14 protein-coding genes and 1 pseudogene are annotated in these 17191 nt (G+C 40.5%); 11 read left to right on the top strand and 4 right to left on the bottom strand.

What is annotated here, in order from left to right; translation table 11 throughout:
* Positions 1-158 precede the first annotated feature (158 nt).
* Together WKK05_RS39010 and WKK05_RS39015 are read left to right on the top strand one after the other, a co-directional pair.
* Positions 159-425: a hypothetical protein gene (locus tag WKK05_RS39010; protein WP_341531893.1), complete on the top strand. Its 267-nt coding sequence runs from the start codon at positions 159-161 to the stop codon at positions 423-425.
* A gap of 231 nt (positions 426-656) precedes the next feature.
* A pseudogene (locus tag WKK05_RS39015) lies at positions 657-1600 on the top strand (IS5 family transposase).
* A 65-nt stretch (positions 1601-1665) separates the two neighbouring features.
* On the opposite strand, the gene WKK05_RS39020 reads toward WKK05_RS39015, so the two are convergent.
* Both WKK05_RS39020 and WKK05_RS39025 read right to left on the bottom strand, forming a co-directional pair.
* Positions 1666-1956, bottom strand: a complete 291-nt coding sequence (locus tag WKK05_RS39020; protein ID WP_341531894.1) for an HNH endonuclease — start codon at positions 1954-1956, stop codon at positions 1666-1668.
* A 39-nt stretch (positions 1957-1995) separates the two neighbouring features.
* Positions 1996-2943, bottom strand: a complete 948-nt coding sequence (locus tag WKK05_RS39025; protein ID WP_341531895.1) for an RpoD/SigA family RNA polymerase sigma factor — start codon at positions 2941-2943, stop codon at positions 1996-1998.
* A gap of 370 nt (positions 2944-3313) precedes the next feature.
* Here WKK05_RS39025 and WKK05_RS39030 point away from each other — a divergent pair, with 370 nt between their 5' ends.
* Together WKK05_RS39030 and WKK05_RS39035 are read left to right on the top strand one after the other, a co-directional pair.
* Positions 3314-3763, top strand: coding sequence for a hypothetical protein (locus WKK05_RS39030; RefSeq protein WP_341531896.1), 450 nt, complete (start codon positions 3314-3316; stop codon positions 3761-3763).
* Entirely contained in the window at positions 3764-4036 is a 273-nt protein-coding gene (locus tag WKK05_RS39035) for a hypothetical protein (protein WP_341531897.1), read from the top strand. It begins immediately after the preceding gene.
* A gap of 466 nt (positions 4037-4502) precedes the next feature.
* Here the strand turns inward: WKK05_RS39035 and WKK05_RS39040 are convergent, their stop codons facing one another.
* Together WKK05_RS39040 and WKK05_RS39045 are read right to left on the bottom strand one after the other, a co-directional pair.
* The gene (locus WKK05_RS39040; RefSeq protein WP_341531898.1) at positions 4503-5057 is read right to left on the bottom strand and encodes a hypothetical protein; all 555 of its coding nucleotides are present in this window, start codon (positions 5055-5057) and stop codon (positions 4503-4505) included.
* Positions 5058-5507: 450 nt separating this feature from the next.
* A complete protein-coding gene (locus WKK05_RS39045) occupies positions 5508-5639 on the bottom strand; it encodes a hypothetical protein (RefSeq protein WP_341531899.1) in 132 nt (43 codons plus the stop codon).
* A 1393-nt stretch (positions 5640-7032) separates the two neighbouring features.
* Here WKK05_RS39045 and WKK05_RS39050 point away from each other — a divergent pair.
* From WKK05_RS39050 to WKK05_RS39080, 7 genes are all read left to right on the top strand, one after another.
* Entirely contained in the window at positions 7033-7680 is a 648-nt protein-coding gene (locus WKK05_RS39050; protein WP_341531900.1) for a sigma-70 family RNA polymerase sigma factor, read from the top strand.
* 151 nt (positions 7681-7831) lie between these two features.
* Positions 7832-8500: a hypothetical protein gene (locus WKK05_RS39055; RefSeq protein WP_341531901.1), complete on the top strand. Its 669-nt coding sequence runs from the start codon at positions 7832-7834 to the stop codon at positions 8498-8500.
* 843 nt (positions 8501-9343) lie between these two features.
* On the top strand, positions 9344-10690 hold the full coding sequence (locus tag WKK05_RS39060; protein WP_341531902.1) for a hypothetical protein: 1347 nt from the start codon (positions 9344-9346) through the stop codon (positions 10688-10690).
* A 227-nt stretch (positions 10691-10917) separates the two neighbouring features.
* Positions 10918-12180, top strand: a complete 1263-nt coding sequence (locus WKK05_RS39065) for a hypothetical protein (RefSeq protein WP_341531903.1) — start codon at positions 10918-10920, stop codon at positions 12178-12180.
* An 85-nt stretch (positions 12181-12265) separates the two neighbouring features.
* Entirely contained in the window at positions 12266-13900 is a 1635-nt protein-coding gene (locus WKK05_RS39070) for a ferritin-like domain-containing protein (RefSeq protein WP_341531904.1), read from the top strand.
* Complete coding sequence (locus WKK05_RS39075; RefSeq protein WP_341531905.1) at positions 13897-15219, top strand: radical SAM protein; 1323 nt, start codon at positions 13897-13899, stop codon at positions 15217-15219. Before WKK05_RS39070 ends, WKK05_RS39075 begins: the two co-directional genes overlap by 4 nt.
* Complete coding sequence (locus WKK05_RS39080; protein WP_341531906.1) at positions 15212-17107, top strand: ferritin-like domain-containing protein; 1896 nt, start codon at positions 15212-15214, stop codon at positions 17105-17107. Before WKK05_RS39075 ends, WKK05_RS39080 begins: the two co-directional genes overlap by 8 nt.
* The last annotated feature ends 84 nt before the right edge of the window (positions 17108-17191 follow it).

Genomic DNA, 17191 nt, shown 5'->3' on the forward strand with positions numbered 1-17191 from the left:
TAGCGCAGCTTGGAAGTACGAGTATAAACTCTTTTTATTTAGTTCCTTTACGAAAATTCAGTCCTTCTGAATTCTGACTCCGGAAGGACTGAATTTTGTTTTGTTAACAAAATTAAAATTATAATTAGTAAAGCTGGAATTTAGCAAAGTCCTAGAAAATGCAAGTCTCACTATTTTCAGTTTGGCAATGGGCAGATTATTTAAGTCGAATGAATGGCATGAGTTCTTATGAAATTAAGTATCGAGAGCTAGGAACAAGGATATTAAATATCCTTAAATCAATTTCTAATTTCAAAGAAAGTATCGAGGTTAAGCAAGTACCAACAGCCTTTTTTAGCTCATCAGATGATATATATGAGTGGCTTTTATCACTAGAACCTACTTTACTAGAATTTAGACTAACGCAAAGCCAAGTTACCCCATAACAGCGAAAATTAAGCTACGCCAGGTATGTGATATAAAAATATTTAATTAAGTTGAAATACCTCGCTTTAGCTGAAATCACTACTTACTCTCACCGTCTATTTCACTGTAGTCGCCTCATGCAAGAGCTAGATTTGAGTAGATTTTGTCTACCTGAATCTAGCCTGTGTCTATTACAAAACCGCTCTCTCCTTCCTGAATCCTACCCCGCAATACCTTTGCCTAGCCCAACGATGAAGACGAAAGCCCAGTATAAAGTTCGGAATTGGAACGCTTATGATGCTTCCCTAAAGCAGCGAGGCAGTATAACTTTCTGGGTGAACGAAGAAGTAATTGAGCAGTGGCGCAACCAACAGAAAACGGGGAGAAAGGGAGCATCAAATTATTATAGTGACGTAGCGATCGCCACTATGGTAACGATTCAATCGGTGTTTAATTTACCAGGGCGGCAAGCAGAAGGGTGTAATGGAAGTCACTGTTCATGCTGATGGGGATTGAGCTAGCAGTGCCGGATCACTCTACCCTATGCCGTCGTTTGAGCAAGTTGTCAGTGACACTGCCTGTAATTCCAAAGAACGACGCTATCCATGTTGTGGTGGATTCAACTGGGGTGAAAGTATACGGGGAGGGAGAGTGGAAGGTTCGCGCACACGGGGTAGGTAAACGACGGACGTGGCGGAAGTTGCATCTTGGCTGTGATGAAGCAACCGGAGAAATTTTGGCTGCGGTGGTGACTACTAATGATATGGCTGATTGCGAGATTTTACCGGATTTGTTAGAGCAGATTAATCAAGAGATTGAACAGGTGTCAGGCGATGGTGCTTATGACACATTCGACTGTTATGATACCATTGCTCTTGCTGGGGCCAAAGCTACAATTCCACCTCGTAGTAACGCTCAAATTCAACAGTCTAAAAATTCTGAACTACCGCCACATCCAAGAGATGAAAATCTGCGTCAGATAGAGCAAATTGGTCGCCAGCAATGGAAACATCAGAGTGCTTATCATAGACGTTCTTTGTCTGAAACCGCTATGTTTCGACTTAAAAGTATTTTTGGAGGCAAGTTACGACGACGCTTTTTCGACAATCAAGCTGTTGAATTATTCCTGCAATGTGCTGCGCTTAATCGCATGATCCAATTGGGCAAACCAGATAGCTACAAAGTGCAAGACTAACTCACTGTTCTATTAAGAGAAGGTGTGGCTTTTTTCTGTTTCATGCAACAAAGCCCATCTAAATACTAAAACAGTGATAATTGCCCTGGTGAAATATTGCCTCGCCCGAATCGGTGGTAGTACAAATGGCAACTACTGCACAATGGGGCAAGGTTTTCTGGACGGTTGTCAGCAGGATCGAAATTGTAGTGATGTACCTGAAGGTTATAAACTCTGCGTTGGGATTTAGACAAACCAACAGGCTTTTCATCTGGGCGCAGACAAGGGCGATCGCAACGAGAGCAACGCCAATCAGAAGAATTCTTTACAGCAGTAGCAATTTGTTTCCAGTTAGATGGATAGCGGCTTCGGCTCATACTCTCCTATTCGACAACTTGAGCGTGAGTAAATTTTAATTAATTAAGATACTCCTTAATGTCGCTTTGTTGACGACGGAGAATTGTTAAAGCTTTATTTTCAAGCTGGCGGATTCGTTCCCGGCTCAAGTTAAGGCGATCGCCAACTTGAGTCAAACTCAGTTGATGGTCATTCTCTAGCCCGAAACGTAAAGTTAGTACTTCTCGTTGTATTGGGGTTAGGGACGCTAGCAAGTCTTTGAGATTCTGACGCATCAATGAAAAATTTAATTGTTCATCTGGAGAAACATTTTCGTCAGCTAAAAGTTCGCTTAATTCCGTATCCTGCTCACTGCCAACGCGCATTTCTAAAGAAACTAGCTTTCGGTCTGCTTGAATATATTCTCGAACCTGCTCTGGTTTAACCTTTAATTCTTCAGCAATCTCTACCACAGTCGGTTTCCGACCCAAGGACTGGGATAATTCCCGTTTTATTTTCTTGATTTTATTCAGCTTTTCGTTGATATGAATAGGCAAACGAATAGTTCGTGATTGTTCGGCGATCGCTCGTGTGATTGACTGCATAACCCACCAGTAGACATAAGTTGAAAGTTTGTAGCCCTTATTTGGGTCAAATTTTTCAACGCCACGGTATAAGCCAAGTGTACCCTCCTGAATCAAGTCAAGAAATTCTAAGTTTCGGTTCTGGTACTTTTTAGCAACAGAAACTACCAAGCGGAGGTTAGCAGTCACCATTTTCTGCTTCGCTCGTTCCCCCTGATGAATAATTGACTCTATTTCAGCTTCAGTTTTACCAAGAGCCGCTGCTAATTCCCCTGCTGTTAGTTTTCGGTTGAGTTGAAGTGCAATCACTTGCCGCTGCTGTTCAATTGCCATCATCTGTTGCACAAGCCTAGCATAGGAAATTTCCTGTTCAGGAGTCAGCAGAGGGTAGCGAGCGATTTCTTTTAAATACGAGCGAACTAAATCGGGAGTTGCACTAGTCATACTTTCAATTAATTGTGATGAATGTTTTTATTTGTTGTTTGAGATAAATATTTTATTTCACGGATTAGCTAATAAATCAAATCCTAATCATAGACTTAGGGCTATATTTATTTTTGGCGAACAAATTTATATACATAATACTTTAGTTTTTTAAATAGGTAAATAGTAAAAGCTGCGCTATTCTCAAAATGAGCTTTAAAACAACGAAGAAATTTAGCTAATTTCAGAAAAATAAACGCTACGCTATTTCTAAAGTGAAGTCCCCTCTTCAAGAGAGGAACTGTTCAAAGTCCCTTCATATTTGAACAAGCCTTCAAAACGCTTTGCGTACATCAATTGAAAAATACAAATACTTAGTTGAGAAATAATCATGGATATGCAATCTGCGCTTACCTTGACAATCGTAGTTATCTTTTGGGCATTCGTTAATCTCGTTATATTCCAGTTCATTACTGGACTATTTGTATCTGCTACTGGAGCTAATAACCTGGTTTCAGTTAGCAATGTAAATGTAGTTGCTCCTATAATACCAGTATCAGTATCAGAGGTAATCACACCACAAGTTCAGACTTTTGAAGAATTACCCGATCCTTGGTCATTAGAAACTGAAGTTGTTCATCATAACAGTAATGAAGCAGTTGTTCTCTCACTCCCTACATTGAGATTGCTGCCTCCAGTTCAAGAAATTTCATTACAACCAAAACGTGTTAATCGCTCAAAGAAATCTGACAATGTTGCCAACAAGTCACCGAAAACTAAAAAGGCTGAAGTAAAGTCTCCAGGCAAATGCAAGCCAGTCAAACCGCGTAAAGCTGCATAAATGATCTCTACATACTGTTGTTTAGCGGTTGCCCTGAATCATGTTCCGGGCAATCACTCCTTACTCCAAGCAGCAAGATTTAAATTAGGAATTGCTGTTAATTGTGCTAAGGAATATGACAAAGCTTGGCACTCTATTATTTGGATTCAGTCCAATGCTCGAACTAAAAGAAGAGTACGCGAAAAATTAAACCATTTGGCATTTGACTGCTATACCCATTTTCTTGAAGCTGTTGATTACCTCAATCAATATGCAGACTTAATGGATGAGTAAAGTAATCAACCACCCTGCGGGTTCAGCAGGGTGGTTTGAAGTGAATTGCATTACAGTGACTTTTATTTGTCGCTGTGCCAAATTACTGCCATTAAGGCTGTAATGCTTGCATTCAAAGAGTGTTTATTTGGCGTTGCTAAATCGAAATATGAATTCCTCAAATGATACTCCTTTAACTCTTATTTTTGGAGTTTTTGCACCTTTGGGTGAGGCAAATTCATATTCTTAATCAGCAACACCCATATCTTGTACCTAGTCGAACAAACTGGTAAAAGGCAAATAAGAAGTACAAAAATGTGATGGTAGATGAATGACAAGTATTAAGCATAGTTAAGTTATATAATACTCTAACTTGATAGTGATATTACATAGATATTTTCCCAAGTAGCAACCTCCGGGGATGACGCTTTACATGATTCGGTATGGCGATCGCACATCAGGGGCGTAATGAATGCGTCATTCTTCCCTAGTAGAGTGGTGGCGGGTTTTGACAGATTTGGTCTGATGTAAGAGTAGACATATTGAAAGATTTCCACTCTTCTGTTACGTACTTAAACTTACCAATAGCTATATCATCGACTGTGCATTCGCTCCACTTACTAGCTAAGTCAAGCCAGTAATCGCCGCCCATGCTTAGCAAATAGAGAGCTTTAGAGCGATCATCCTCTCCTTCGGTATTATCAAGTACCAACCGCGCTTGCACAGTCGTAAAGATACCTGCCACGTCGCAAGGATCGATTGTAACCCGATCACCGGGACACCAGAAGTGAAAGTTGTATCCATTGCCTGCCTTAACTGAAATACTACCATCCTGCTCGTAACGAATATCCGCGGTTTGGCTCTGATTTTCGGTAAAATCCTCTCGATATGCAGCCCCTTCAACTGCTGTTGAACTTTGGAGGCAATACCATTTCTTCTCTTTCTTACTAAGCATATAAGCCTGGATATTTTTTATTTGAACCCGCGTATTAGCAGCAGTATTACCTTCGGCAGCTTCATATAATTGTCCCCATGCCATCATGGTTCTAAAACCTCGTGGCTTGTTCCCCATATTTATACGAGGAGCACATGCCCAATCAAAACTTGCTGGAACCCCATGTGGTATTCCTTCATGAGGCGGCTTCATATCGTTGATGATAGTTGCGATCAAATTGTTTGTCATATAATTCTATGCATTTACTTTGAAGCTAAAACAACAGCTAAGAGTAATGACAAAGATTTAGAAAAGTACATACAATTTTTTGATTGATATGTCATTTTTCTTTACCATAGCAATCCTTTTGAGTTACGAACAAGGCAAGCTAATTACAGCAAAAAAATTCAGTAATTTAGTTTTCATTACCATGCTTCCGCTTTCCTCACCCAACTTGATAAACGATTGATCCAATCCACTATTATATTTTTAATGTCGTGAGCAATGCCATTCCTTATAGCAACGCTTACGCCAGTAACAGTGCCGATCACGCTTACGTCAACGTTCGTACTCGTCGCCATAGTTATGGTCGTTGTGCCGATCATCATCTTTTCTACCTCCAGATAGCAATTGCTGTTGCTCTTTAGATAAATCTACTAACAAATCAGATGTAAGAATTTGGGCTTGCATAAGTGTTGTCTCTGTTATATAAATTACTTTCGTCAAACCATACTGCGTTGAAATATTCAAAGCACCTAAAATTTAGATTTGGCTGCTTTTAACAGATCAACGATTGATTGAAGCTGTCATCAAGTACCGTTAGCATCATCAACAGCTTCTATTTCTTATAACGAATACCAAAGCTAAATTATTCCAAAAATTGCAAAAAAGTTTAGGAGTTGCACAAAAGCTATTAAGGCACAGTTCGGTGGTTAAGGCAAAACAACTGTTGGTGCAACAAATTTAAGTACAAGCAGATATATCGAGAATTTTGTAGCTATCATAGATACAGCAACCAGCTTGATAAACTATTAGTTAGTTGCTAATTTTTTAGCATGCTTCACAAACTTCAACAGGTCACAGATGTAATCACACTTAAGATAAAAGATGAGCGGTTAAACGCTCTGCAATAAGTGGCGCAAATATTAGAGTTTCGGAGCGATGCCTAGTTATCTCAGCGAAATGTGCTGCTCCCCTAGTAAAAATATTCAAACTTGGGAAGATTAGACTTACTTTAAGTAATAGAATTATTGATATTTTCCTGTTTGCAGATATCCTTAGAAGATTATTAAAAATTAGCGCTAATTTTGCCTCATACTCTACAACAGTTTTAATAGTAAATATTCCAAATAGCTTGAAGATAAATAACTATTTTTGAAGAAATCTAAACTATTGCGTTTCTTGTTACAATATTCATCTAATCTTCAAATTAAAATAACAGTTTTATATCTTTGCTAGTTTACGTTCTGAAGCTGAGCAGTACTATGGAACGGAGAATTTAGATGTGATCAAGAAAAAGTCCGGCAATATGTAAGCTCAGTTAGCTTCATATCTAAACACGGCTTACTTAACAGTTACGCTTGTCTGATTTCCATGTATCTAAAGAAGTAAAACGCGATTACTTTGGAATGATATTTTTTGACACTAGCTTCATCTAAATCCTAATCATTATTTTTTGTAAAAAAGTGTAGTGTCACTATGATAAAAATCTTGATCAGAGGTAAGTTAAAAAAGATATAAATTGAACACTACTGGTTGTAATTCTAAAGCTGCAAGAATGACCAGCATGTAGTTCGAGGATTCACAATACTTTTAACTGCTGGGTTAAACTCGAACCTCCTTACATTATTGTTAGTCCTAGAAGACAGGCTAACGTCAATTAGCATAAAGCACTTTACAGTTCTTCCGGTAGGGTTTGTAGCGCGTAATCAGTAGCAAACAAACCCTTTTACCAGCAAGAGATCAAAGGATGAAATACAACATTTAGACATGCTGCAATTGCTAAATAACTGGGTTAACTTGCAGTGGTTTGAGCAAAAACTACACTAATACACACAATGTCCAAGCGAAAAGGACGTGCCAGATGTTATCACAACAGCAATCAGAGTGTTATTACGAGGAAATTCTACACGACTCGTACTATTGCCACAAACTAGAGCAGATTGCTCGTAAATACACTAAGGAGATTAGCTTATCTTGGGAGGATGCTGTTCAAGCAGTTCATTTAAAAATTTTTCAGACTATTCAAGCTGGAAAATTTCAATCAAGGGAATTAGAACAGTTTTATCACTGGGCATTTACAGTAGCTAAATGTGAAGTCATTGATTTTGTTCGTAAAGAAAGACTGCGAAATTATCAAAGTTTAGATTGCACTATTCCTGAGACAGATATAGCTCTGCTAGATACAATTCCTGATGAATACAATATTTTAGACGCAGCAGAGCGTGCAGATTTGATTATTAAAGCGGTAGAGGCAATTTACCAGCTTGATCAAAAGTACCCTTATCAAAAATATCTTAAACTATGGCAAGGGAAGATTGACGAAAAAACACAAACGCAAATTGCAACTGATCTAGGAGTTAGCCAGAGTGAAGTCTGTAAACGTTGGCGAGAACTGGTAGAACGAATTGCTGAGGCGTTAGGATTATTCAAATTTGAAAACGTTAAGCAAAAACAGCAAGCAATTGACAAGCAGAAAACAACACATGAGTACTCAAGAAATCAATGGTAAATCAATAGCTCATATATTTGTTGTTGCTCAAATTTGTAAAGATTTAAACGAGCCGTCATAATTGGGCGTGCTCGTTCGTTAACTAATATATAAATACAATCACACTTCAAATCCCCAACATTAAGACATCTTCGTTGGGTTTTACAAACTTATGCGTATAAATAGGAATAATACACAAAGTACTAACAGACCAATCCCACAGCCTGGAGAAATCTGGGAAGTTAGTCGTTTGGTGCAAAGCCCTCTAGAGTTCTCAAATGAAGAGCAACAATCTTTGTATCCCTCTTCAGTACAAAGATTTTTAGCAGGAAATTCACCACCGCGCTATGTGATGATTACCGAAGAACCTGAAGCATCAGTAGAAAAAGAACAACAGTGGGCAATTGTCATTGTAATGTTTTTATCCGTTAAAACAGAGTTTCTCAACGATGTGGATTTGTTGATTCCTTCAGAGATATCTGGGGTTGGACAAGATTTACTAGCTGAGACTTGGCATCTTATTCCTGCATTAACTTGTAACTTATTACAACCAGTTGGGAAAAAGCTCTCCCGCGAGATTTATAATCACTTGCTGGCAGTAGGAGATTATTACCACGGGTTAATCGAGGAACTACCAGTAGTGTTGGAAACTCGTCGCTTGGGATTAGTAAGTGGAAATTTAGATGCTGCCAAGAACTCAGCAATTCAAGTTTTTCATCAACAAGAGGAAGCTTGGAGTGATGTGTTGACAGTGCCAGTGGCAGCTTACCAGACTTACTTGGAAAGTATAAAGTTTACGAATGCAGTATTAGACGAAGCATTGCATCTAGAACAAGAGTGAGCAGAAGTTTTTCGTACAAAACATGAGTATTGTTCAGTCGGTAAATGCACAACATTCTTGAGCCTGAATATAAAGGAATGTAAACTCGTATTATGCATTTGGAGTTTGTATGTCCTGGCTTGGATTGTAAGAATGCAAATATCCTAACGAGCTAACGTAAGCCTTCTATAGTTTACCGTATAATAAAATCCATAAACCCTTCAATTCAAGTATTAGTAGTTGAAATTTCTGGTTTTTAGAAAACACGGTAAAGACATAAAAAATTCATCCTGCAACGCTACAAACTTTTTTGCAAATTTAGGAATATTTTGCGTTTGGTATTCGTTATAAGAAATAGTGGCTACTCACTACGAGTAAGTTCTAAGCTGTTCAGCATTTAAAGTGGGAATTTTAGGCGCTGAAACCCTTGTCTAGCTTAAATCACTTCAGAAATTTAGATGCCGATCAGCTTAAAGCGTCCACATCTGAATGGCACTAAATTGAGCGCAAAGCCCTGATATAACTGGCTTTAGGGTGTGGGGTGTTTGACTTTTCACGGGAAGTCCTCAAACAACAGAACTACGTTACTTTTTCCACAGGCTTATTATCAATAACTTGAAGCTAATGACAATAAGTAACGAAAGAATAGGGGCTTGAGAAAACGTTAAAATCACCTTTTCCACATAACGTGAAAAGTCAGGTGGGGTGTAGGGTGTGGGGAATTAAGAAGATGTTGAACTCCTTGACGCAACTAAAATTTAGTTGTCTTAAACACTACAGCTACTCAGCCACCCCTAACATCCTGCCTTGACGAAGTTTAAGCTTTTATTAGTGCCATTCGATTATAAGACATGGAGAACTTCAATGAGTATACTGAGCATTAACGATTTAGGTCTTAAATTAGCCGCCAAAGATTTTAGTGACGGTCACGCGGCTAACACTAACAACGCAGGTCCTACCAAAACTTCTCGGGCATTAGCCATTATTCACCTCGCTGCTCATGATGCTTATGCGAAAGTTACAGGGCAGCTTAATCCGCAACTTGGAAGCCTACCGAATCCACCTGGGGAAATTGGTAATGATGAAGCTACAGGGACTGCTGCACTATTGGGTGCTGGTGTCTTCGCGGCAAAGCAACTTTATCCCGACTTCGTTCAATTTATTTCTACGGAAACTTCACGGCTTACTATTGGGGTTAATTCTGAAGCACTGAACTATGGCAAGCAAGTTGCCGATGCTTGGTTGGATTTTCGTAACAACGATGGTTCTGGTTCACCAGATATGGATACCAACTATAGTCTAGAGCCTGGTCGCCACCGTCCCGATCCGCTCAACCCAAAGCAAATGGCTTTTGGTCGTACCTGGGGACAAGTTAAGCCCTTTGTACTTAGTAATGTTGTAAATGATGCATTTTTAGATGCACCACCAGCTTTGAACAGCGATGACTATGCGATCGCTTTTGATCAGGTGATTGAATGTGGCAAGAACAACATTCTTCAAAGTGATCCAGATTTTCGTCATAAGGCTGAAATCGGTATTTTCTGGGGTTATGATGGCACTAACCAACTTGGAACTCCACCACGTCTCTATAACCAAGTTGTACTTTCTATCCCTGAGTTTCAATCCCTCCCTCATAGCCAACAGATTAAACTATTGACTGCAATTAATGTTGCTATGGCTGATGCTGGAATCGCAGCATGGCATTGGAAATACGCCTATGACTTTTGGAGACCTGTGGTGGGCATTCGTGAGGCAGAAGTCGGTTGGGGACCAACGGGGTTGGGGGATGGAAATAGTCTTCGAGGGAGACGAGGCGATCGCTTCTGGCTTCCTTTGGGAGCGCCCAATAGTAACCCTTTTCCAACACCTACCTTCGGAGGACTTGGGAGCAATTTTACTCCGAATTTCCCAGCTTATCCATCAGGACACGCCACTTTTGGTTCAGCTTGTTTTGAGGTAGCAGCTGCTCTCGTTGGTAAGAAACCTGAGGATATTATTGTAAAGTTTGTTTCCGACGAATTTAACGGCAAGACCACAGATAACATGGGCGTTGTCCGTCCAAAATGGGAAGCAAGTTTTACTCTTCGAGAAGCTATCGAACAAAACAAGATCAGTCGCATCTATCTTGGCGTGCATTGGATATTTGATGCTACTGGCGGTGAGACAGTTGGCAAAGCCGTAGCCGACAAAGTTATCGCGGCTTTCCAATAAACTTCTACCAAACACATTCGCTCTCAGCTGGTTGTTAATCAGCATTACCATAGCAATCCTATTTGATTTATAAACTTACTCGTAAAGGTAGGGAACAAGGTTGGGAGAACAAATTTGTTTGCAACTCCCACGGATTGCTATATCGTTCACAGTATGTTGAACCTGACAATTATTTAGAAGTCGGACGCTCTCTATTTCTGTAAAAACTCCCAAGGAGGAAAATCAATATGTCTATGAGATTAGATGCTGCTATTGCCGGGACAGGAACAAGATTCAAGATTTTTCCTCAGCCTCGTTTCCTAGAAATCTTTAGAGAACCAGAAACTGTTCGAGTCACAATTTCACCTGATCAAATTCTGCCTGGTCCTGCAGATAACCGGATGTATGTTTTAGACGCAGTTAACAAAAGACCCTATGGTTTATTTAACCAACGACCTTATTTGGGGCCATCCAATCCCCCCGTACTGCCAGGGCTAGATGGACATTTCGATCATTTGGATGTGAATAGCAGAGAATTTTCTGCTGCGACTATGTATGCTACCGTTCGCCGCGTTCTAGACATCTGGGAAGACTATTTTGGGCGACGGATTGAGTGGCATTTTCGCATAGATTTTGAAAAGCTGGAACTAATTCCTCTTATTAGTTGGGACAATGCCCAGTCTGGTTATGGTTTCTTGGAATTTGGATATGGACGAACCCGTACAGGTGCAATTGACCTAACCAGGCCTTACTGCGAAAATTTTGATGTCCTCGCTCACGAGTTAGGTCATAGTATTATTTTTGCTGAAGTTGGACTACCTAGCAGTGGCACTACCAATACAGATGAGTATGGTGGGTTCCATGAATCAGCAGGAGATTTAGTGGCCATAGTGTCATCACTACACTTCAATAAGATGGTTGAGCGAATATTGGAGAATAGTAAAGGTAATCTCTTTACAACTAATGAGTTAAACCGACTAGGCGAATTATCTGAGGTTCTACAAATCCGTGAAGCTTTTAACTACGAACGAATGTCTACTGTCAGTCGAGAACCTCATGATTTATCTCTTCCCTTAACTGGTGCAATCTTTGATGTGTTTGTGGAAGTATTTCAAAAGGAATTGGTACAGGCTGGTTTAATTTCTGAAGAGCTTGCTAAAAGATCTTTCCATTCTCCAGATGAGAATGAAGACGATAATGCCATTCAAGCTGAGTTTGCAGCAGCTTACAGAGGGAGGGATCAACAATTCAAAGAATCATTGTTAAGAGCTAGAGATTACCTTGGAGCATTACTAGCTCATACTTGGAATCGCATTTCTCCTGACAACCTCTCTTACCTAAAAGTTGGTCTACAGTTAATGAATTCAGACCTTAGTATTTCTGGCGGACAGCATCAAAACACTATTCGAGAGTGTTTTGCTTGGCGCGAGATTAGTTTTCCTAATAATTCTTTGGTTTTTCAAATCAGAAGTTTGGATGATTGTGGACTATTGTCCTACGCTTTAACGTAACTAAAAACGCTTTTAGTTATTTAGTAATGGGTAATTATCAATATACCATTACCCATTATCATTCCTTCTTAAACTATTACCCAATATGAGTACAGATAATCAAGTCAAAACCAGAGAAGACTTACTTTATCTTCTCTCACAGGCATCAGAACTGGAACATTCACTGGCCTGCCAGTATCTTTTTACTGCCTTCTCTTTAAAAGAATCCACAGATGAGGGAGTTTCTCAAGCTCAATTAAATAAGATTAATCGGTGGCGGCGGACAATTAATGGAATTGCAGTAGAAGAAATGCTGCATCTTGCACTTGCTAGCAATCTCCTCACAGCCATAGGAGGGGCGCCATATTTCCGACGCGCAAATTTTCCCCAGGCTAAAACCTACACTTCTTTAAAACTCTCATTTAAACTAGCGCCTTTCAATGAAACCACGCTGAACCGCTATATTTGCTTTGAATTGCCAAATAATTTTGATAATGAGGAACAAAGAGGGAATTGGACTCAGTTTTGTCAGAGCATCAGAGATGAAGAATTGTTAAGACTCCTGGCGGCGCTACCACAACCATTACTTCCTAGAAAACTTGAGTATAACACCATTGGAGAACTGTACGGACTAATCCGCCAAGGCTTTCAGACTATCGGTCAAAAACTGTTTATTGGACCGCCTGAAGCTCAAGCAACTGGGATTTTTCCAGGGATGATTCAGGTTAAAGACTTGGATTCAGCAATAAAAGCGATCGATCTAATTATCATGCAGGGTGAAGGTTCTCCAGCCCAAAGAGATGACAGTCATTTTGCTAAATTTACCAAAGTTCGCGAAGAATATTTAGCAGAATTGCAGAACGATCCCAATTTTCAACCTGCTCGTCCTGTGATTGAAAATCCCCTTTTAAGTCTTCAGCAAGATAATACCACTTCTGGAGCCAACATCATCACAGATACGTTGAGTCGGGATGTAGTAAGCTTGATTTTGAATCCAGAAGCAACTTGGTGCCAGTTCAGAATCATTGACGATCCGCGCACGAATCCAGGTGGATTATTTGCACTAGAAGACGATACAGAGCCAAATAGAAGAATCAGTCTCGGTTTAGTTGATGATGTTTGTGATGGCCTTGTTACTTGCTCTGTTCAAGGTTTAAAGGCTATTGGTCGCATAGTCGTTGGGCCACCAGATTATGCACCCGATCGCCGTCCCATTACCTCGCTAGCAGATGGATTGAGTGATCGCGTCTCTCGACAAAGCGTGTCTGAATTAGACTATGTTGCAGACATGAATCTCACCACCGCAGAAGTTGGGGATCTGTTGGAACGAGTTTTAGAAACGATGGAGGGAATGAATTTAGACTTTCAAAACGACCGGATTCGGAGTGAAAACCGTAACATTGCTCTAGCTCAAGGATTATCGGAAAATACCGCAGAAGCTAAAGCCTTTCCTCAGATAGAACAAATTCTCGGACGACCTTTACCTTTAACAGAATTTGGTCGTCAGCGACATCGACGTTTTGTTTCTCTAGAAATATTTGAAGATAGATTGCGGGAAAATCCTGAACTCATCGCTCAGTGGATTCGTGAACCAATGATTGGTGATCGCTATTATGACCGCAAAATGCCAGCACTAATGCGCGGTTCTGATCGATATCCTATGCACATAACTCGACGGCAGTATGACCTACTAGTAGCATGGGCAAATCGTTTGCGTCGAGATGCAGAGGCAGGATCATGAAACATCCTGACACAGAACTACGCTTATTCAAAAGTGTAATAGGCTCTCATTTATTCGTCGTAGATGGCAGTCGGATTTACGACTTGGCTCCAGAAGTTGCCAATCGTCTAGAACAATCTTGGTCAGAGGTGGACTCTTTTCCCTTAGATTCATTCTCCCAATACATCGACGGTCAACCCCTTACCCCTCCTCCTCTTGCCTTAATTTCTCTGAATGTTGCTCAGGCGTGCAATATGTCCTGTAGTTACTGCTATGCAGATACAGGTAAATTTGGCGGTCACGCCCGCCTGATGAGTCTGGATGTAGCTAAGGCAACAGTTGATCGACTAATTGCCGAGTCAGACCCGACAGTAGGATTAGTTGTCGGTTATATGGGGGGAGAGCCTTTGCTTAACCGTCGTGTAGTCCACGAAACTACTCGCTATGCTGCTCAAGCGGCTCAAGCTGCTAATCGTCAGATGCGTTTTTCCATTACTACTAATGGAACATTACTGCAAAAGAAAGATGCTGAACTATTTGCCGAGTTTCCTTTTACTGTAGCCATCAGTGTAGACGGGAATCGTGAACAAAATGATGCCATTCGAGCCATGAATAATGGTTCTAGTAGTTACAAGCGTTTACAAAAAGGATTAGCGTTACTGAATCGCTACGGCAGACCGCAACATCTAGCAGCCCGCATTACAGTTACTCCTAAAACAGGAGAACTATTACCAATCCTCGATCATGTGATTAGCTTAGGCTTTGATGAAGTTGGTTTTGCTGTAGTCTTAGTATCACCCGATCCTAGTTTAGCCTTTGCTCCTAAAGACTTTACTCTTTTATTGCAACAGGCTATCGCTTGCGGACAAAAAGCATTGCAAGAAATTGAAGCTGGCAGATCCTATCCTTTTAGTAATTTAGAAACAGCACTACACCAAATTCATCGCGGTAGCCATCGGCCTTATCCTTGTGGTGCAGGTGCAGCCTATTTAAGTACGAATGCAGAAGGTAAGTTATTTGCTTGTCATCGTTTAATTGACGATCCTAAGTTTGCGATGGGTAGCATTTGGGAAGGTTCAGATTTGCCAGCGCGAGCAGAGCATTTAACTCGTAATCATGTGGATTATATCGAACCTTGTAAAGGATGCTGGGCTAGATATTTGTGTGGCGGTGGTTGTTATCATGAAGTGTCTCGCCGAGGGCGAATTGGCTGTGATTATATTCGAGGATGGTTAGATTTTTGTTTGAGTGCTTATGTTGAATTATCTACCATTCGTCCTCAATATTTTAATCAACAAATAAACTTGGCTGAACCCAGACTTAGAGGTTTTTATGAATAATGGCAGTTCTCAAAATCCGAGTGAATGGAAAATTTTTCCGCGCAATTTGACTGCACGGGCTGATTATGTGGTAGGTGGTAACCCAAGCAATACGAGACTTGAAAGTGGTGTTGATAACTGTTATCCAGGACTTGAGTTTGATCAGCGCAATCTTGATAAAGCCTTTTTTCCTGGTTTGATTTTTGAGTTTCATCGTTCAGATGGGGCAATTCTGCATCAAATATTAGCCAATGGTGAGCCAGCACAACAGGGATTAACCGAAGCTGATAATAATCCTCCTTTATTTCTCTGGGCATTAGTGGGCAGATCCTCTCATAATCAAAGCGAAGCAGATCCACCTGTATTCTTTTTCAATGGATTAAATGGATTAGAAGTTTGGCGGCGCGTTCATGACTTAATTCCTGGAAAAATTGCGATTGCCCTTGGCCCTTCACCAGGCAGTATACTAACGCCTAGCTTGGGTTTGAGCCGACAATTAAATCAGATTTATGATTCAGGAAAAAGTTTATTCCAACGTGATGATAACGGTAGGCTGGTGGTAGCGGTATTAGTTGGTCAACGCGCTCAATACTTAGATGAAAACGGTGTAATTGATATAGATGTTTATCAACCCGGCGACCTCACTCGCAGTCTTTGTTCACCTTGGCAATATGATTTTCGTGATTGTGGTTGCTTCTATTGGGCTGCAAGTAAACCTGATATAGTTACCAGTGCAGATGGACAGCAACCTTATTTAAATTTTCAGCGTAAGAATCGAAATATCACACCACAGCCATCAGAAGTCTTGGCGCAATGGGGACGAGACCAAGAATTAAATTATGCTGAACTAATTGAAGGAGCTTGGAATCAACTACCAGTTGTATTAAATGATCGCGAAAGCGAACAGTTTATACCACCGCCTGTCCCGCCAGTAAATAAGTTGATGACTAGACAACAAGTTATTAATGAATTGCGCTATCTTACTACAGTCGAACACGCTTTGTGTGTTGAGTATCTCTATGCACACTATTCAGTAAATGCGCCTATGCGTTTACCTGATACGGATGTAGACGAACAAACACGCCGCATTTTTGCCGCAGCCAATGAAGTTTTTCTGATTGCAGTTGATGAAATGCGTCACCTTCGTTGGGTAAATGAAGCGCTTGATTTGATGCAGCAACCGCCTTCTCTAGGACGAGCGCAATTTATTGGACGCAATTTTAACCGACCTTTTGAGCTTGAGCGACTGACACCAGAACAACTGCAATGGTTTATTGATGTGGAAAAACCTAGTCAGTCAGTTGGAGAAGGAATTGATGGGATGTATGTTCGCTTATTGACTAGTATTGATCGCCAACCAGAACAATTCCCCGAACGAGAACGGTTATTACCTTTAATCAAACTAATTATTGATGAGGGAGAAAATCATTACAGGCGGTTTGTATCTGTTCAGCAACATTTAGCGGGAATTTCCCCTGATTCCTATCTTCGTCCTTTAAAAAATCCCCAATCTGGAACGCAATTAGCTAGTTTACAAAAATTAAGCGATCAAAACTATAGTGTTTTGCTAGGTGCGCTTCAGGTAAGTTTTGCTTTAGGCGATCGCGCTGGCGGACTGGTACTAGAACAATCGCGTCGTGCTATGTTTAACCTGCACGAAACCAATCACTATATGGCCAGTCAAGGTGTCAGAGCTAGATTTAAGCTCCCGCCAACCATTACAACTACCATAACTCGTGCCAATGCTAGCGGTCGCATGAATGCTCTGTTTATAGAAACAAAAGATACTATTACAGAATTACAAGAAACTAGCGATTTTACAGAACGTGAGCTAGCTGAACGTCAACAGCATATCAACGAAGAACTATTCCAACACATACATCAATTGATTGAAGAAGATGCAGATTAGCGCAAGTGACAGGTAACAGAGCAATTCTCCTTTACCCCTCTGTCTCTTGGCTCTTGGCTCTTGGCTCTTGCCTCCTGCCTTAGC

The organism is Nostoc sp. UHCC 0302, assembly GCF_038096175.1.
Taxonomy (GTDB): Bacteria; Cyanobacteriota; Cyanobacteriia; order Cyanobacteriales; family Nostocaceae; genus UHCC-0302.